Source organism: Rhizobium sp. RU35A (assembly GCF_900156005.1).
Lineage (GTDB): Bacteria > Pseudomonadota > Alphaproteobacteria > Rhizobiales > Rhizobiaceae > Neorhizobium > Neorhizobium straminoryzae.
On sequence record NZ_FTMR01000006.1, the window covers coordinates 116421 to 133061 of the forward strand.

The window sequence follows — 16641 nt, forward strand, 5'->3', positions numbered from 1 at the left end:
AGCCCTCCCCCTTGTGGGGAGGGCGGCGAGCAAAGCGAGCGGGAGGGGTCTTTCTACGACACTCATTCCGCAGCCTCCATCACCGGGGCCGGCGCAAAATCCTGCGGGAAATGCGTCATGGCGCTCATCACCGGATAGGGCGTGAAGCCGCCGAGCGCACAGAGAGAACCGAACTTCATGGTGTTGCAGAGGTCTTCCAGCAGCACCTTGTTCTTCTCCGGCTCGATGCCGCGGGCGATCTTGTCCACGGTCTCGACGCCGCGCGTCGAGCCGATGCGGCAGGGCGTGCACTTGCCGCAGCTTTCCACGGCGCAGAATTCCATGGCAAAGCGCGCCTGCTTCAGCATGTCGACGCTGTCGTCGAACACCACGATGCCCGCATGTCCAATGAGACCGCCGGCGGCGGTGAAGGCCTCGTAATCGAACACCGTGTCGAACAGCGACGGCGGAAAATAGGCGCCGAGCGGGCCACCGACCTGCACCGCCTTGACCGGACGGCCGCTGATGGTGCCGCCGCCGATCTCGTTGACCAGTTCTCCGAGCGTCAGGCCGAAGGCGGTTTCATAAAGCCCGCCATGCTTCAGATTGCCGGCGAGCTGGATCGGGATCGTGCCATGCGAGCGGCCGACGCCGTAATCGCGGTAGAATTGGGCGCCGCGGTCCATGATGACGGGGATGGAGGCGAGCGACATGACGTTGTTGACGACCGTCGGCTTGCCGAACAGGCCCTGCAGCGCCGGCAGCGGCGGCTTGGCGCGCACGATACCCCGCTTGCCTTCAAGGCTGTTCAGCAGCGAGGTTTCCTCGCCGCAGACATAGGCGCCGGCGCCCATGCGCACTTCCATATCGAATGCGTAAGCCGACCCCAACACGGACGGACCGAGAATGCCTTCCCGGCGGGCGATGGCGATCGCCTCTTCCATCATCGCAATGGCATGCGGATATTCGGAGCGGGTGTAGACATAGCCCCTGGTGGCGCCGACTGCGATGCCGGCAATCGCCATGCCTTCGATCAGGACGAAGGGATCGCCTTCCATGATCATCCGGTCGGCGAAGGTGCCGCTGTCGCCCTCGTCAGCATTGCAAACGATGTATTTCTGGTCAGCCGTCGCGTCCGCGACCGTCTTCCATTTGATGCCGGTCGGGAAGCCGGCGCCGCCGCGACCGCGCAACCCGCTGTCGGTGACTTGGCTGACGATGTCGGCCGGCGGCATGGCCACGGCCTTTTGAAGACCCGTGAGGCCCTTGTAGTGCCGGTAATCCTCCAGCGACAGAGGATCGGTGATGCCGCAGCGGGAGAAGGTGAGCCGCGTCTGGTTCTTGAGGAAAGGGATCTCGCTGGTCAGCCCATGACAGAGCGGGTGATCGCCGCCGGCGAGGAAGCCGGCTTCGAACAGCGACGGCACGTCGGCAGCCCTGACGGGGCCATAGGCGACGCGACCGTGATCAGTGCGCACCTCGACCAGCACTTCCAGCCACAGCATGCCGCGCGAGCCGTTGCGGACGATGTGCACATCGCGATTGCGGGCCTTTGCCTCGCGCTCGATCGCGGCGGCGACCTTGTCGGCACCGACGGCAAGGGCTGCCGCATCGCGGGGAACGAAAACAGTGATGGTTTCGGGCACGCTCATGCACGCACCTCCGCAACAATGTCGTTCAGACAGTCTTCGTCGAGGCGCGCATAAAGCTCACCGTCCAGCATGGCGGCCGGCGCCTGCGCACAGAGCCCGAGACAGAAGACCGGCTCCAGCGTCACCGAGCCATCGGCCGCCGTTTCATGCCAGCCGAGGCCGAGCTTCGCCTTCACCCGCTCGGCCAGCGCATCGCCGCCCATCGACTGGCAGGCTTCGGCGCGACAGAGTTTGAGCGTGTGGCGGCCGGCCGGATGATCCTTGAAATCATGGTAGAAGGTGACAACGCCGTGCACCTCGGCGCGCGACAGGTTCAGCGCCTGTGCAATGATCTGCTTGGCGCCATCAGGGATATAGCCGAATTCCGCCTGCACCTTGTGCAGGATCGGCAGCATCGGACCTTCCAGATGCCGACAGTCCTCGATGATGGCCGCAATACGGGTTGCCTCATCCACGGCAACCACCCGAACATTCATGGTCAGTCCTCCCAAACCGACGCCCGGCACGCTTCCCGGCAAAACCACCGGTTGATGTCATGGATCGCAGAGGATCCGGGCGCCGTCATCCGAAACGGCAACACTGCCTGTTCGTGAAGGATGACGAAGATGCATACATCAGGTCAATATCGCCGTCTCGTTGTGCGATAGAAAAAATCTATCGAATGCGGATGCTGCAGCGCGGGATCTCGCCTCGTGCAGCAGGGCAGAGACGAGCGGCGTGTGTGGTTCGCGATGCGTGGCAACGAGACCCACCAGATGCTCGGCCTCCGGCTCGCTGATCGGGATCATCCGGATCTCCTCAGAAAAACCGAAGGATTCCGCAACGTTACGCGGCATGATCGAGGCCCACTGGCCGGTGCGGATATGTGAAAACAGCACGATCATGGAATTGGACTCAAGCGTCGGCTTGGCCCAGACGCCGGCTTCCGCCATGTGCTTGTTGATAATCCGGCGGTTCTGCATGTCCGGGGTCAATAGGCAAAGCCGAAGATCTGATACATCCTTCCAGGTCACGCTTTGACGATCCGCAAGCGGCGTGCCGGCTGCGGCGATCAGGTGATAGCGCTCTGAATACAGGGGAACCGTGGTGACGCGGCCAAGCGGTTCGTTGTCGAGATAGGTGATGCCGGCGTCGATCTCGAGGTTTTCCAGCTGGCTCAGAACCTGCAGCGAGGTGCGCGACGTGACGGAAAAGGTGACGTTCGGATGGCGAGCCTGAAAGGGTTCGGTAAGCCGCGGCACCATGGCAAGCGCGGTGGGGATGACCGCCAGCCGGATATGGCCGGCAAGGCCCTTGCGGGCGGCGCGCATTTCCTCGCGCATGGTGCGGGTATCGCCAACGATGCGGCGCGCCCATTCCAGCACGCGCTGCCCTTCCGGCGTCAGCCCCTGGAACCGCGAGCCGCGCACCACCAGCACCACGCCGAGCTGATCCTCCAGCTGGCGGATCGCGGCCGAGAGTGTTGGCTGCGAAATGCCGCATTCCTCCGCCGCACGGCCGAAATGACCTGCCCCGGCAAGCGCAATGAAGAATTCCAGCTTGTCGATCATGGCACCGCTCCGGGGTTTTGTGAGCCTTCTGTTGTGAGGGCAGCGGGCGCCGTGCGTCAAGCTGCCGCCGGCTCGTCGTTGGGCATCCGCGACTGGAACCTGGCGGGAACCAAAGCCCGCCAGTCGCCATTTATCGACCGGAGGCTCGGTCATGATGGACAAGGTAACAACGGATGACACATTTTCATTTCTGGACGGCGGTGGCCGTTCGGCGGAGATGATCCGCGACCTCGACTGGTCGAACACGCCGCTTGGTCCCATCCGGCAATGGCCGGTGGCGCTGAAAACGGCAGCGGGGATGGTCCTGACCTCAGGCTTTCCGGCCATGATCGCCTGGGGCCCTGAACTGACCATGATCTACAATGACGCCTTCCATCCGATTCTCGGCCGCAAGCCGGAGGCTATGGGACAACCGCTGAGCCGTGTCTGGGCGGAGATCTGGGAGGATATCGCCCCCATTGCTCACAAGGCACTGGCAGGCCAGGCAACCTTCATCGAGGATTTTCCCTTGACCGTGCAACGCAACGGCTATGCGGAAGAGGCCTTCTTTACCTTTTCATACAGCCCGTTGCGCGACGATGCTGGGCGGATCGTCGGGCTGCTGGATACGGTCATCGAGACGACGGCGCGGATGGAAAGCCAGCGCCAGGTGCGGCTGATGAATTCCGAACTGCAGCACCGCATGAAGAACATGTTCGCCATGGTCACCTCCATCGTCAGCCAGACGCTGCGGGTGGCCCATTCGGTGGAGGAGAGCCGTCCGCTGCTGCTGCAGCGGCTGGCCGCCGTCGCCAACGCCCATGCGCTGGTGACCGACGCGCCGAAGGGCGATGTGTCCCTGGCGCAGGTGGTGGAAACGGCGCTTTCGGTGCATCGCACCGTCTCCAGCCAGGTGCATGCCGATGGTCCGGAGGTGATGCTGAGCGACAAGCAGGCGCTGTCGCTCTCGCTGGCCATCAACGAGTTGACGACCAATGCCATGAAATATGGCGCCCTCTCCGTCGAGGACGGGCGGGTCCATCTGTGCTGGCAGGGCGACGGGGCAGGCTCCTTTATCCTCCAGTGGAGAGAACAGGGCGGCCCCTCGGTGACGAAACCCTCCCGCCGCGGCTTCGGCACCACGCTGATGGAGCGGGTGGTGCCGCATGATTTCGGCGGCAGCGCCACGCTCACTTATGCACCGGAGGGCCTGTCCTACCGGATCGATACGCCGGCCTTGAAGCGCTGAGCGTCTTTACAGCTGAAGCGAGGCCGTCTTCTCCTTGAGAAGGGCAGCGCTGCGGGTGAGCGCCGCATGTTCCGCCGCATCGAGTTCCGGAAAAAGATCGACGATCACGCCGGACGCGCCAACGACACGGGGCACGGACAGCGCCACATCCCGCACGCCTTCCACTTCCGGCGTCAGGATCGAGACGGAGAAGACCGCCCGCTGGTCGAGCGCGATGGCCTTGACCAGCCGCGCCAGCCCGGCGCCGATGCCGTAATAGGTCGAGCCCTTGCCCTCGATGATGCGATAGGCGGCATTGCGGACATTGTCGTCGATCTCGGCCCGCAGCTCGGGCGTCAGCGGCCGCCCCACCTGTTCGGCGAAAGAGGCGACGGAGACGGAACCCGCCAGCGCATTCGACCAGGTGAGGACCTCGCTGTCACCGTGTTCGCCGAGCACATAGGCATGCACGGATTGCGGCGAGATGCCGAGATGACGGCCGAGCAGGCTGCGGAAGCGGGCCGTATCGAGAATGGTGCCGGAACCGATGACACGGGTGGCTGGAAGACCGGAAAGCCGCGTGGTGATTTCCGTCATGATGTCGACCGGGTTGGAGGCGATCAGCAGGATTGCATCCGGCGCCACCGCCAGTACGGCGCCCACCACCTGGCGGAACACCTCTGCATTGCGCTCCAGAAGCGCCAGCCGGCTTTCGCCCGGCTTCTGGTTCACGCCGCAGGCGAGGATGACGATGCCGGCACCGGCCAGCGCCTGATAATCCCCGGCGCGGACCTTGGTCGCCGAGTGAAAGGGCGTGGCATGCGCGATGTCTTCCGCCTGGGCAATCGCCAGTTTCTCGCTGACATCGACAAGCACCACTTCGCTCGCCGTGCCGGTGAGCGCCAGCGCATAACCTGCCGAGCTGCCGACCATGCCAGCACCTACGATTCCGACCTTCATCCGTGTCCTCCGTGGCTGGGATTTGCAGAGAGGTTAAGGCCGGATCCACGCTGTGTCATGACATGCCTCAACCCGGCGCCCCAATCGATAGACGTAGCGCGGAAAAACAGGATGACGATGCAGCATTCCGTCTGTTTATATGCCGGCAGACGGAGGGTCCTGCATGCGACGGTTGCCGGCACTGACAGCGATGAAGGTGTTCGAGGTGGTGGGCCAGACCCGCAGCTTCACCCGCGCGGCCGAGCGGCTGAACCTGACCCAGAGCGCGGTAAGCCGGCAGGTGCGCAATCTGGAGGACCAGCTGGGCGAGAAGCTGGTGATCCGCCACCATCACCATCTGGAGCTGACGCCCTCCGGCGCCGAGCTTTACGCCAGCCTGCAGCACGCCTTCCATTCGGTGGAGCTGACGGTGCGCGGCATCATGGAAAAGAGCAACCGCCACCGGCTGCGCATCAATGTGCCGCCCACCTTTGCCAAGCGCTGGCTGCTGCCCCGCCTTTCCCGCCTGCATGCCGCGCTGCCGGACATCGACATCAGCATCACCACCGATCCTGCCGACAGCCTCGCCGAGCGCAGCCTGCTGGATTGCGCGATCCGTTTCGGCGATGGCGAATGGCCGATTCTCGCCTCCGAGCGGCTGATGACGGAACGGCATATCGCCGTCTGCGCACCGCATCTGTTACCGGTGGATGGCGCGATCGACCTGTCCCGGTTCACACTGCTGCATGTGCTGGCCTCCGCCGACCAGCGCTATCTCACCTGGCAGCGCTGGCTGGACGCGGCAGGCCTCAGCCAGACAGATACCCGGGGTGGTCTGGAATTCGATCTGCTGGATCTCGTCATCGAAGCCGCCTGCAACGGGCTCGGCGTTGCCGTTGCCGACAAGGCGATGGTGGCGCCGCTGATGGCGACCGGCCAGCTGGCGCAGGTGCTGGACGTGGAGGTGGAAGGGCACGAGGCCTACTGGCTGGTGACCCGCACCGACCAGCTGCCGCCGCGACGGGTGGCGGCGTTTCGCGACTGGCTGCGCAACGAACTCCAGAGTGAACTCGAAAGCGACCGCGCCACGGCGCCTGGGGCGCGACGCGCCTGAAACATTCCTTTTTGGAATGGTCGGGCCGAGAATTCCTCGCTTGCGGCACGGCCTGCGCCTGACATCTCCTTGCAGGGAAAAGCAGGGAGGATACCCATGCGCGTCTATCGCAATGTCATCGCCGGACAGTCTGTCGAGCCCGCAAGCGCGGAGAGGATCGCGGTCCACAACCCCGCCACCGGCGCGGTGTTTGCCGAGGTGCCGGCCGCCACCGATGCCGAAGTCATCGAGGCGGTGCAGCGCGCCGCCGCGGCGCAGAAGATCTGGGGCAAAAGGCCTTCGATCGAGCGCGGCGATGCCCTGCGCCGGCTGGCTGACAGTCTGCAGAAGCGGGCCGTGATCATCGGCGCGGCACTGGCGGAAGAATCGGGCAAGAGCCTTGCCGATGCGACGGCGGAAGTCGGCTACGGCGTGGAACTGATGCGCTACCATGCCGAATGGGCGCGGCGCATCGACGGCGAGGTGATCGACAGCGACACGCCGAACGAAACGCTGATGCTGCAGCGGGTGCCGATCGGCGTGGTGGCCTGCCTGATCCCCTTCAACTTTCCGATCTACACGCTGGTGCGCAAGATCGCGCCGGCGCTGATGGCCGGCAATGCGGTGGTGGTGCGGCCCAGCAACACGACGCCGACCTCCGCCTTCGCTTTTGCCGAAGCGTTGGCGGAGGCCGGGCTGCCGGAGGGTCTCGTCAGTATCCTGACCATGACGCATGACGTGGCGGCGACACTCTGCACGCGGCCGGAAGTCGGCATGATCACGCTGACGGGGAGCGTGACCGCCGGTCGCGCGGTGCTGGATTTCTGCAAGCAGAACATCGCCAAGCCCTCCCTGGAGCTTGGCGGCAAGACACCGGTGATCGTCGAGCCGGATGCCGATCTCGATGCGGTGGCGCGCATGGTGCTTGCCGCCAAGACCGCCCATTGCGGCCAGGTGTGTACCTCGGTCGAGCGACTCTACGTGCATGCCTCCATTCATGATGCGCTGCTTGAACGGCTGAAGGCCGGCTTTGCCGCACGCAGCTTCGGCGACCGCGCGACGGATGCGGGCCTGATGGGGCCGCTTGCCTCCGAAGCCGCACGAAAGCGCGTGCATGCCATGGTGGAGCGCGCGGTGGCCGAGGGCGCGGTGCTGGAGGCCGGCGGCGTTCTGCCGGACACACCGGGCTATTTCTATCCCCCCACCCTTCTCTCCGGCTGCCGGCAGGAAATGGAGATCGTGCGGGACGAGGTGTTCGGCCCCGTACTGCCGGTGATCGTCTACCGCGATTTCGACGAGGCGCTGCGGCTGGCAAGCGACAGCCAGTACGGCCTCGCCTCCGTGGTGTTTTCCAACGATTACCGCAAGGTGATGCAGGCAACGACGGCGATGGAGGCAGGCGAACTCTACATCAACCGCTTCCCGGCAGATCCCTATCAGGGCTACCACGCCGGCTGGAAACGCTCCGGCCTTGGCGGCGACGACGGGAAGCACGGCATGCTGGAATTCACCCAGACACGGCTCGTGATCCTGAATTACTGAGGAGCAGACCGATGAAGCTGACATCGCTTGCAACCCATGTCGTCGCCGTGCCGCCGCCGCATATCGGCGGCATGTACTGGATCTTCGTGGAACTGGAGACGGCCTGCGGCATTCGCGGACTGGGCGAGATCTATTCCACCGCCTTCGATCCCAACGCGCTGGTGCCGCTGATCGAGGATGTGTTCCAGCGCCATCTGGAAGGCCACGACCCGCACCGGATCGAACGCTTCTGGCGCGCCGCCTATTCCAGCGGCTTCACCCAGCGCCCCGACCCGACGATGATGGGCATTGTTTCAGGCCTTGAAATCGCCTGCTGGGACATCATCGGCAAGGCGGCGGGGCGGCCGGTTGCCGATCTCCTGGGCGGCACGGTGCATGAGAGGCTGCGCGCCTATACCTATCTCTATCCGAAGAACGCGGCCGGCGACTACGACTACAATGATCCGGACCTCGCCGCCGAGGAAGCGGTGCGCATGGTGGAAATGGGGTTTACCGCGCTCAAATTCGATCCGGCCGGCCCCTACACGCAATATAGCGGCCATCACCTGTCGCTTGGCGTGATGGACCGCTGCGAAACCTTCTGCCGCAAGATCCGCGAGGCGATCGGCGCGCGGGCCGACATCCTGTTCGGCACGCATGGGCAGATGGTGCCGGCCTCCGCCATCCGGCTGGCCAAACGGCTCGAAAAATACGATCCGCTATGGTTCGAGGAGCCGGTGCCGCCGGGACAGGAGGCAGCGATGGCGACAGTGGCGCGCGCGACCTCCATTCCCGTCTCGACCGGCGAGCGGCTGACCACCAAATACGAATTCCAGCGCGTGCTGCAGGAGGGTGCCGCCTCGATCCTGCAGATGAATGTCGCCCGCGTCGGCGGGCTGCTGGAGGCGAAGAAGATCGCCGGCATGGCCGAAAGCTTCTATGCCGAGATCGCCCCGCATCTCTACAACGGCCCCGTCGGTGCCGCCGCCAGCATCCAGCTGGCCGCCGCCACGCCGAATTTCCTGATCCACGAAGCGATCATGGATTTCTCCGGCTTCCATGCCGAGGTGCTGAAGACCAAGCTTGTGGTCGAGGACGGCTACCTCATCCCCTCGCGCGAGCCGGGGATCGGGGTGGAGCTGAACCATGCGGTGGTTGCCGCGCACTCGCCCTATCGCGGCGAGCGGCTACACCTGCAGATGGCAGCCGAGCCCGCCGATGTGAAACAGTTCGCGCCGGCCAAGGGGTGATCCGTCGATGCTGTTCGACTTCATCATCGTCGGCGCCGGATCGGCCGGCTGCATCCTGGCGCATCGCCTCAGCGAGGACGGGCGCTACAGCGTTCTGCTGCTGGAGGCAGGCGGCGGCGATCGTTCGCCGTGGCTGAAGATTCCGGTCGGCTATGCCAGGAGCTATTACGACCCCGCCGTCAACTGGATGCACTGGAGCGAGCCGGAGCCGGGGCTGAACAATCGCCGGGTCTATGTGCCGCGCGGCAAGGTGCTGGGCGGTTCCGGTGCGATCAATGCCATGGTTTTCGTGCGCGGTGCTGCAGCCGATTTCGACGACTGGAAGGCTGCCGGCAATCCCGGCTGGGGGGCGGACGACGTGCTGCCCTGGTTCAAGCGGCTGGAAACCCATGCCGATGGCGCCTCCCGCTGGCACGGCGGCGAGGGCCCGATCCATGTGACGCCGATGCGCGACGGCATCCATCCGGTCAGCCGCGCCTTCCTCTCGGCCTGCGACGAACTGGGATATCCGGCCAATCCGGACTTTAACGGCGCCTCGATCGAGGGGGCCGGCATCTATGACATCAACACGAGACGGGGCCTGCGCTCGCATTCCGGCGCCGAATATCTCCGCCCGGCACTGAAACACCCCAATCTGCGCGTGGAACGGCAGGCCTTTGCCGAGCATCTGCTGTTCGACGGGGACGGACGGGTGAGCGGTGTCGCCGTGCGCCAGAACGGGCAACGGCGACTGTTTACGGCCCGCCGCGAGGTCGTTCTTGCCGCCGGTGCCGTGCAAAGCCCGGCTCTGCTCCAGCGCTCGGGCATCGGCGATGGCGCGCAACTGCAGGCGCTCAACATAACCCCTCGCCACCATCTGCCGGCGGTGGGGCAGAACCTGCAGGACCATCTCTGCGCCAGCTTCTATTATCGCTCCCGCCGGCCGACGCTGAACGCGCTGTTCGGCAGCCTGACGGGCCAGGCGCTGTTAAGCCTGCGGTATCTGCTGACGCGCAAGGGACCTTTTGCCATGAGCGTAAACCAGGCGGGCGGCTTCTTTCGCGGCAGCGAAACAGCAGACCGCGCCAATCTGCAGCTTTATTTCAACCCCCTCTCCTATCGCATCCCCCCCAATCCGAAGGCGGGACTGAAGCCGGAGCCCTATCACGGTTTCCTGATGGCGATCAGCGCTTGCCGGCCTGCAAGCCGCGGCGAAATCCGGCTGGCCTCGCCCGATCCCGCAGCAGCGCCATTGATTGCCCCCCGCTATCTTTCGGCGGAGCGCGATGTGGCGGAAGCGTTGCAAGGCATGCGGCTGATGCGCCGGATCGCTGCGGCGCCGGCGCTGGCGGACTGGCTGGAGGCGGAAGTCTCCCCCTCCCCGGCCATTGCCGAGGATGGCGGCCTGATCGACTATTTCCGCGACAACAGCGGCTCGATCTATCACCTGTGCGGCACCTGCGCGATGGGGCCCGATCCGCGAAACAGCGTCGTCACTCCGGATCTGAGGGTGCATGGCGTCGAAGGGCTCCGGATCGCGGATGCCTCGATCTTCCCCAACATTACTGCCGGCAACATCAACGCCCCGACCATGATGGTGGCGGAAAAGGCCTCGGCGCTCATTCTCTCAGACGCAAGGGAGCAGCCATCGCGGCAGGTCCGCGATCGGGCACAAGTGTCCTGATCCAGCCCCTGGCAACGACTATCGGCAGGCCGCGCACCGACCCGCAGACATGAAAAAAGCCGGGCACAAGACCCGGCTTCGATCCCTCATCAAGACCGCGCGATCACTCGTGCGGCATCGAATGGTTGAGATGGGTGAGGTCGCCGAGCATGTGCTCGAGACGGGTGCGATGCTCGTCGGTCGGAGCATCGGAGATGTCCTGACGCAACGCATCGATCCGGCGCTGGAACAGGTCGCGATTGGCCTCTTCCTGCGGAACAGCGGATTCGGCCAGCAGCGTGCAGCCGGTCGGCAGGATATCGGCGAAGCCGCCGAAAACCACATACTTCTTCACGCCACCGGAGGCCAGCTTCACAGTGACCACGCCGGGCTTGATGGTCGTCATCGTCGGCGCGTGCTTCGCCATCACGGTCATTTCACCGAGCGTCGCCGGGATCACGACTTCCGTCACCTTTTCCGACAGGAGAAGGCGTTCGGGCGAAACCAGTTCAAATTCGAAAGAGTCGGCCATGACGGTCCACTTCTTTGGGCGTTATGCGGAAAGGAAGAGCGCCCGGTTTCCCGGGCGCCGGTCCGTCTGATATCAGGCGCCAGCGGCCAGCTTCTTGGCCTTCTCGATGGCTTCCTCGATGGAGCCAACCATGTAGAAGGCGGCTTCCGGCAGGTGGTCGTATTCGCCGTTGACCAGGCCCTTGAAGCCCTTGATCGTGTCTTCCAGCGAAACGAGCTTGCCCGGCGAGCCGGTGAAGACTTCGGCGACGTGGAACGGCTGCGACAGGAAGCGCTCGATCTTGCGGGCGCGGGCAACCGTCTGCTTGTCTTCTTCCGACAGTTCGTCCATGCCGAGGATGGCGATGATGTCCTGCAGGGCCTTGTAGCGCTGCAGCGTCGACTGAACCTTACGGGCCACTTCGTAATGCTCTTCGCCGATGATCATCGGGTCGAGCATGCGGGACGTGGAGTCGAGCGGGTCAACGGCCGGGTAGATACCCTTTTCGGCGATCGAGCGCGACAGAACGGTCGTTGCGTCCAGGTGGGCGAACGAGGTTGCCGGTGCCGGGTCGGTCAAGTCGTCGGCCGGAACATAGATGGCCTGAACCGAGGTGATCGAACCCTTGTTGGTGGTCGTGATGCGCTCCTGCAGGGCGCCCATGTCCGTTGCGAGCGTCGGCTGGTAACCAACGGCAGACGGGATGCGGCCGAGCAGAGCCGACACTTCCGAGCCAGCCTGCGTGAAGCGGAAGATGTTGTCGACGAAGAACAGAACGTCCTGGCCCTTGTCGCGGAAGTCTTCAGCGATCGTCAGACCGGTCAGAGCGACGCGAGCGCGCGCACCCGGCGGTTCGTTCATCTGGCCGTAAACCAGGGCGCACTTGGAGCCGGCAGCAGAACCATTGTTCTCATGCGGGTCCACGTTGACCTTGGATTCGATCATTTCGTGGTAGAGGTCGTTGCCTTCGCGGGTCCGCTCGCCGACGCCTGCGAAGACGGAGTAACCGCCGTGTGCCTTCGCGACGTTGTTGATCAGTTCCATGATCAGAACGGTCTTGCCGACGCCGGCGCCGCCGAACAGCCCGATCTTGCCGCCCTTGGCGTAAGGCGCCAGGAGGTCGACGACCTTGATGCCGGTCACCAGGATCTGGGCTTCCGTCGACTGCTCGACATATTCCGGAGCGGGCTGGTGGATGGCGCGGCGTGCCTGGGTCGGAACCGGGCCGAGTTCGTCAACCGGCTCGCCGATGACGTTGATGATGCGGCCGAGCGTTTCGTCGCCGACCGGAACCGAGATCGGGGCGCCGGTGTTGGCGACCGGCTGACCACGGACGAGACCTTCGGTCGAGTCCATGGCGATCGTGCGGACCTGGTTTTCGCCGAGGTGCTGGGCAACTTCCAGAACGAGGCGGTTGCCGTTGTTGTCGGTTTCCAGCGCGTTCAGGATCGCCGGCAGGTCACCCGTGAAGGCAACGTCGACGACGGCGCCGATAACCTGCGTCACGCGACCGACGGACTCGCTCGTGCTGCTCGAATTGGTATTCAGGGTCGCTGCTCTAGCCATGTGTTCTTACCCTTCTTCTCTGGGCCTTCAGAGCGCTTCAGCGCCCGAAATGATTTCGATGAGTTCCTTGGTGATCTGCGCCTGACGCTGGCGGTTGTAGGACAGCGTCAGCTTGTTGATCATCTCGCCGGCGTTGCGGGTCGCGTTGTCCATTGCGGACATCTGCGCGCCGTAGAAGGAAGCGTTGTTTTCAAGGAGCGCACGGAAGATCTGCACCGCGATGTTGCGCGGCAAGAGGTCTTCGAGGATTTCCTGTTCGCTCGGCTCGTATTCGTAGAGCGCATCGGCGGAACCGGCCTGCGCACCCTGCTCGAACTTGGCCGGGATGATCTGCTGCGCCGTGGCGATCTGCGAGATCACCGACTGGAAGCGGGCGAAGAACAGCGTGGCCACATCGAATTCGCCGGCGTTGAACAGCGCCAGAACCTTCTGCGCCACGTCGTTGGCATTGACGAAGCCAAGCTGCTTCACTTCGCGGAACGTCACGTAATCCACGATGTTTTCGCGGAACGTGCGGCGCAGGATGTCGTTACCCTTGCGGCCGACGGTCAGGATCTTGACGGTCTTGCCTTCCGCGATGAGCTTCAGCGCGTGGTCACGAGCGAGGCGGATGATCGAGGAGTTGAAGCCCCCCGCCAGTCCGCGCTCGCCGGTGGCAACGATCAGCAGATGGGTCTGGTTCCGGCCGGTGCCCTTGAGGAGCAGCGGTGCCTCTGCGTTTTCGGCATTGGCAGCGCTGAGGCTGGCGAGAACACGGTTCATCCGTTCCGCATAAGGACGAGCCGCTTCGGCCGCCTCCTGCGCACGGCGCAGCTTCGCCGCGGCGACCATTTTCATCGCCTTGGTGATCTTCTGCGTCGCCTTGACGGAGGCGATCCGGTTTTTCAGATCCTTAAGTGAAGGCATCCGTTATCGGTCCTTGAGCTTATCCGTTCAGGCGAAGGTCTTGGAGAATGCGTCCAGAGCCGACTTCAGCTTTGCACGGGTATCGTCCGACAGCTGCTTTTCGGTGCGGATCGCGTCCAGGATGGCCTTGCCTTCGGTACGCAGGTAGTTCAGCAGACCCTGTTCGAACTTGCCGACCTGAGCGACCGGAAGCTTGTCGAGGTAGCCGTTGACGCCGGCGAAGATCACCGAAACCTGCTCTTCCGTCTTCAGCGGCGAGAACTGCGGCTGCTTCAGGAGTTCGGTCAGGCGGGCACCGCGGTTCAGGAGGCGCTGCGTGGAGGCGTCGAGGTCCGAACCGAACTGGGCGAAGGCCGCCATTTCGCGGTACTGCGCGAGTTCGCCCTTGATGGAGCCGGCAACCTGCTTCATGGCCTTGATCTGGGCGGCGGAACCGACGCGCGAAACCGAGAGACCCACGTTCACGGCCGGGCGGATGCCCTGGTAGAACAGGTCGGTTTCAAGGAAGATCTGGCCGTCGGTGATCGAGATCACGTTGGTCGGGATGAAGGCCGACACGTCGTTGCCCTGGGTTTCGATGACCGGCAGAGCCGTCAGCGAACCGGCGCCGCGCTCGTCGGAGAGCTTGGCAGCGCGCTCGAGGAGACGCGAGTGCAGATAGAAAACGTCGCCCGGATAGGCTTCGCGGCCCGGCGGGCGGCGCAGCAGCAGCGACATCTGACGGTAGGCGACAGCCTGCTTCGACAGGTCGTCATAGGCGATCAGGGCGTGCTGGCCGTTGTCCCGGAAGAATTCGCCCATGGCGCAACCGGCGAACGGTGCGAGATACTGCATCGGAGCCGGGTCGGAGGCGGTCGCGGCAACAACGATCGAGTACGGCAGGGCGCCGCGCTCTTCGAGCACCTTCACGAACTGCGCAACCGTCGAACGCTTCTGGCCGATAGCCACGTAGACGCAGAACAGCTTGTCGTTTTCCGGACCATTGTCGTGAATGGCCTTCTGGTTGAGGAAGGCATCGAGAATGATGGCGGTCTTGCCCGTCTGGCGGTCGCCGATGACGAGTTCGCGCTGGCCACGACCAACGGGGATGAGGGCGTCGATAGCCTTGAGGCCGGTCGACATCGGCTCGTGAACCGACTTGCGCGGAATGATGCCGGGAGCCTTGACGTCGACGCGCGAACGGCGGCTCGCGTTGATCGGGCCCTTGCCGTCGATCGGATTGCCGAGCGCGTCAACAACGCGGCCGAGCAGTTCCGGACCAACCGGAACGTCGACGATGGCGCCGGTCCGCTTGACGGTGTCGCCTTCCTTGATGTCACGGTCGGAACCGAAGATAACCACACCGACATTGTCGGCTTCGAGGTTCAGCGCCATGCCGCGGATGCCGCCCGGGAACTCGACCATTTCGCCGGCCTGAACATTGTCCAGACCATAGACGCGGGCGATACCGTCACCAACGGAGAGCACCTGGCCGACTTCGGAAACCTCAGCCTCCTGGCCAAAGTTCTTGATTTGATCTTTGAGAATTGCGGAAATTTCCGCGGCGCGGATATCCATCAGCCAACCTCTTTCAGTGCAAGCTTAAGGGTGGAAAGTTTGGTGCGGAGAGACGTATCGATCTGACGGGAGCCGACCTTGACGATCAGGCCACCGAGGATCGACGGGTCGACAGTCACGTCAACCGCGACCTCCTTGCCCGTTACGCCCTTCAGCGCCGACTTCAGTTCTTCTTCCTGCGCCGCGGAGAGCGCATGGGCCGAGACGACCTCGGCGGTGACTTCGCCACGATGGCGAGCAACAGCATCGCGATAGGCACGGATCATGCCCGGCAGAGCAAAGAGGCGACGGTTTGCCGCAACAACCTTGAGGAAGTTGGCCACGAGCCCCTGAATGCCCGCCTTTTCGCAGAGCGCGACGATGGCGCGCGCCTGATCACCGGACGAAAAGACCGGGCTTGCGATCAGCCGCTTCAGGTCGTCGCTTTCGTCGATCATTGCCTGAAAACGGTCAAGATCTGCGCGCACCTGATCGATCGCACCAGCTTCGAGCGACAGCTCGAAGAGGGATGAGGCGTAACGGTCGGCAACGCCGGAAGTCCGCTGGGATGTGTCTGCCACGGGCACAATTTCCCTGATTTTCATCCAAGCATTCGGCCTGTTTTCGGAGCCCAGACAAATGCTTGAATTTGCTTCTTTTTCTCAACAGTACCGAAGAAGGGCTTCGGTCTTTTTCCGAAATTCGCGGTTCGTCTAGCATAGGATGTTGGGACTCGCAACACGCGTGACGGCGGAAAGAGCCTTCTCTGCAAGGGCTTGAACCGATTTTATGTCATTTTGCGAAGAAATCCCCCAGGACGCCTCCCTCCTGCGTCCTACAGCCCGGAGAGGTATCCCAGGACATAGCCGAGAGGCAATGCCGCAAGCGCAACCTGAAGCAGCAAAAGCGCAAGATTCTGGAGCGTGAAACCCCGGTCAGCGAGGATCGAAACGAGGCGGCCGAAGGCGGCCGTCAGCAGCGAGGCACCGAGAGCGAGATAGGTCCAATCCTGGGCAACCAGCACGGCGGTGAGGCCAAGGCCGAGATAGAGCCCGCCCGTGGCGCGTGTGGCGCCGTAGCCGCTGGCCGTCACCTCGCCGACGGAAAAGCCGGCGAGCTTCAGCGCCGCCTGCGGCAGCGCCAGAATGAAGAGGCCGATCAAGGCCACCAGCGCGGAGGCGAGAAAAGCCAGCTGTTCGGGACGTTCGGCAGGGAAGTAAAAATCCATGGGCGACTCCTGATCGGAAATAGAGACAAGTCGAAAGACACAAGCCGGCAAGTGCAGCGAA

15 protein-coding genes are annotated in these 16641 nt (G+C 63.9%); 5 read left to right on the forward strand and 10 right to left on the reverse strand.

Features of this window, described 5'->3' with window-relative positions; all coding sequences use genetic code 11:
- Positions 1-62: 62 nt before the first annotated feature.
- The 3 genes from F3H95_RS14760 to F3H95_RS14770 form a co-directional block, all read right to left on the reverse strand.
- Positions 63-1631, reverse strand: a complete 1569-nt coding sequence (locus F3H95_RS14760; protein ID WP_149746569.1) for an NADH-quinone oxidoreductase subunit NuoF — start codon at positions 1629-1631, stop codon at positions 63-65.
- Positions 1628-2107: a formate dehydrogenase subunit gamma gene (locus F3H95_RS14765; RefSeq protein ID WP_143127611.1), complete on the reverse strand. Its 480-nt coding sequence runs from the start codon at positions 2105-2107 to the stop codon at positions 1628-1630. The genes F3H95_RS14760 and F3H95_RS14765 overlap by 4 nt, the downstream gene beginning before the upstream one ends.
- Before the next feature lie 138 nt (positions 2108-2245).
- Positions 2246-3181 carry a LysR family transcriptional regulator gene (locus F3H95_RS14770; RefSeq protein ID WP_149746570.1) on the reverse strand — a complete coding sequence of 312 codons (936 nt, stop codon included), beginning with the start codon at positions 3179-3181 and terminating at the stop codon, positions 2246-2248.
- Between the two features lie 151 nt (positions 3182-3332).
- Between F3H95_RS14770 and F3H95_RS14775 the strand changes: the two genes are divergently transcribed.
- Positions 3333-4409 (forward strand): PAS domain-containing sensor histidine kinase, encoded by a 1077-nt coding sequence (locus tag F3H95_RS14775; protein ID WP_244618025.1) that lies wholly within the window; start codon positions 3333-3335, stop codon positions 4407-4409.
- Positions 4410-4415: 6 nt separating this feature from the next.
- Here F3H95_RS14775 and F3H95_RS14780 read toward each other — a convergent pair whose 3' ends face one another.
- Positions 4416-5348: an L-lactate dehydrogenase gene (locus tag F3H95_RS14780; protein ID WP_149746571.1), complete on the reverse strand. Its 933-nt coding sequence runs from the start codon at positions 5346-5348 to the stop codon at positions 4416-4418.
- A gap of 163 nt (positions 5349-5511) precedes the next feature.
- On the opposite strand from F3H95_RS14780, the gene F3H95_RS14785 reads away from it, so the two are divergent.
- The 4 genes from F3H95_RS14785 to F3H95_RS14800 all read left to right on the forward strand — a co-directional run bounded on the left by F3H95_RS14785 (position 5512) and on the right by F3H95_RS14800 (position 10854).
- Positions 5512-6441 carry a LysR substrate-binding domain-containing protein gene (locus F3H95_RS14785; protein ID WP_244618026.1) on the forward strand — a complete coding sequence of 310 codons (930 nt, stop codon included), beginning with the start codon at positions 5512-5514 and terminating at the stop codon, positions 6439-6441.
- 96 nt (positions 6442-6537) lie between these two features.
- Positions 6538-7962 carry an aldehyde dehydrogenase family protein gene (locus tag F3H95_RS14790; RefSeq protein ID WP_149746572.1) on the forward strand — a complete coding sequence of 475 codons (1425 nt, stop codon included), beginning with the start codon at positions 6538-6540 and terminating at the stop codon, positions 7960-7962.
- A gap of 11 nt (positions 7963-7973) precedes the next feature.
- Entirely contained in the window at positions 7974-9191 is a 1218-nt protein-coding gene (locus F3H95_RS14795) for a mandelate racemase/muconate lactonizing enzyme family protein (RefSeq protein ID WP_143127607.1), read from the forward strand.
- A gap of 7 nt (positions 9192-9198) precedes the next feature.
- Positions 9199-10854 carry a GMC family oxidoreductase N-terminal domain-containing protein gene (locus F3H95_RS14800; protein WP_149746573.1) on the forward strand — a complete coding sequence of 552 codons (1656 nt, stop codon included), beginning with the start codon at positions 9199-9201 and terminating at the stop codon, positions 10852-10854.
- Between the two features lie 103 nt (positions 10855-10957).
- Here F3H95_RS14800 and F3H95_RS14805 read toward each other — a convergent pair whose 3' ends face one another.
- From F3H95_RS14805 to F3H95_RS14830, 6 genes are all read right to left on the reverse strand, one after another.
- The gene (locus tag F3H95_RS14805; RefSeq protein ID WP_149746574.1) at positions 10958-11365 is read right to left on the reverse strand and encodes a F0F1 ATP synthase subunit epsilon; all 408 of its coding nucleotides are present in this window, start codon (positions 11363-11365) and stop codon (positions 10958-10960) included.
- 72 nt (positions 11366-11437) lie between these two features.
- Positions 11438-12910 carry a F0F1 ATP synthase subunit beta gene (gene atpD / locus F3H95_RS14810; RefSeq protein ID WP_143127604.1) on the reverse strand — a complete coding sequence of 491 codons (1473 nt, stop codon included), beginning with the start codon at positions 12908-12910 and terminating at the stop codon, positions 11438-11440.
- Positions 12911-12937: 27 nt separating this feature from the next.
- The gene (locus F3H95_RS14815; RefSeq protein ID WP_143127603.1) at positions 12938-13816 is read right to left on the reverse strand and encodes a F0F1 ATP synthase subunit gamma; all 879 of its coding nucleotides are present in this window, start codon (positions 13814-13816) and stop codon (positions 12938-12940) included.
- A gap of 27 nt (positions 13817-13843) precedes the next feature.
- Complete coding sequence (gene atpA, locus F3H95_RS14820) at positions 13844-15373, reverse strand: F0F1 ATP synthase subunit alpha (RefSeq protein ID WP_149746575.1); 1530 nt, start codon at positions 15371-15373, stop codon at positions 13844-13846.
- The gene (locus F3H95_RS14825; protein WP_188134399.1) at positions 15373-15939 is read right to left on the reverse strand and encodes a F0F1 ATP synthase subunit delta; all 567 of its coding nucleotides are present in this window, start codon (positions 15937-15939) and stop codon (positions 15373-15375) included. Before F3H95_RS14825 ends, atpA begins: the two co-directional genes overlap by 1 nt.
- A 248-nt stretch (positions 15940-16187) precedes the next feature.
- The gene (locus F3H95_RS14830; RefSeq protein WP_143127600.1) at positions 16188-16580 is read right to left on the reverse strand and encodes a DUF4345 domain-containing protein; all 393 of its coding nucleotides are present in this window, start codon (positions 16578-16580) and stop codon (positions 16188-16190) included.
- Positions 16581-16641 lie beyond the last annotated feature (61 nt).

Bases quoted from the DNA above. Each gene is read 5' to 3' on its own strand.
- F3H95_RS14760 (WP_149746569.1), bottom strand. From the start codon at position 1,631: ATGAGCGTGCCCGAAACCATCACTGTTTTCGTTCCCCGCGATGCGGCA.
- F3H95_RS14765 (WP_143127611.1), bottom strand. From the start codon at position 2,107: ATGAATGTTCGGGTGGTTGCCGTGGATGAGGCAACCCGTATTGCGGCC.
- F3H95_RS14770 (WP_149746570.1), bottom strand. From the start codon at position 3,181: ATGATCGACAAGCTGGAATTCTTCATTGCGCTTGCCGGGGCAGGTCAT.
- F3H95_RS14775 (WP_244618025.1), top strand. From the start codon at position 3,333: ATGATGGACAAGGTAACAACGGATGACACATTTTCATTTCTGGACGGC.
- F3H95_RS14780 (WP_149746571.1), bottom strand. From the start codon at position 5,348: ATGAAGGTCGGAATCGTAGGTGCTGGCATGGTCGGCAGCTCGGCAGGT.
- F3H95_RS14785 (WP_244618026.1), top strand. From the start codon at position 5,512: ATGCGACGGTTGCCGGCACTGACAGCGATGAAGGTGTTCGAGGTGGTG.
- F3H95_RS14790 (WP_149746572.1), top strand. From the start codon at position 6,538: ATGCGCGTCTATCGCAATGTCATCGCCGGACAGTCTGTCGAGCCCGCA.
- F3H95_RS14795 (WP_143127607.1), top strand. From the start codon at position 7,974: ATGAAGCTGACATCGCTTGCAACCCATGTCGTCGCCGTGCCGCCGCCG.
- F3H95_RS14800 (WP_149746573.1), top strand. From the start codon at position 9,199: ATGCTGTTCGACTTCATCATCGTCGGCGCCGGATCGGCCGGCTGCATC.
- F3H95_RS14805 (WP_149746574.1), bottom strand. From the start codon at position 11,365: ATGGCCGACTCTTTCGAATTTGAACTGGTTTCGCCCGAACGCCTTCTC.
- atpD (WP_143127604.1), bottom strand. From the start codon at position 12,910: ATGGCTAGAGCAGCGACCCTGAATACCAATTCGAGCAGCACGAGCGAG.
- F3H95_RS14815 (WP_143127603.1), bottom strand. From the start codon at position 13,816: ATGCCTTCACTTAAGGATCTGAAAAACCGGATCGCCTCCGTCAAGGCG.
- atpA (WP_149746575.1), bottom strand. From the start codon at position 15,373: ATGGATATCCGCGCCGCGGAAATTTCCGCAATTCTCAAAGATCAAATC.
- F3H95_RS14830 (WP_143127600.1), bottom strand. From the start codon at position 16,580: ATGGATTTTTACTTCCCTGCCGAACGTCCCGAACAGCTGGCTTTTCTC.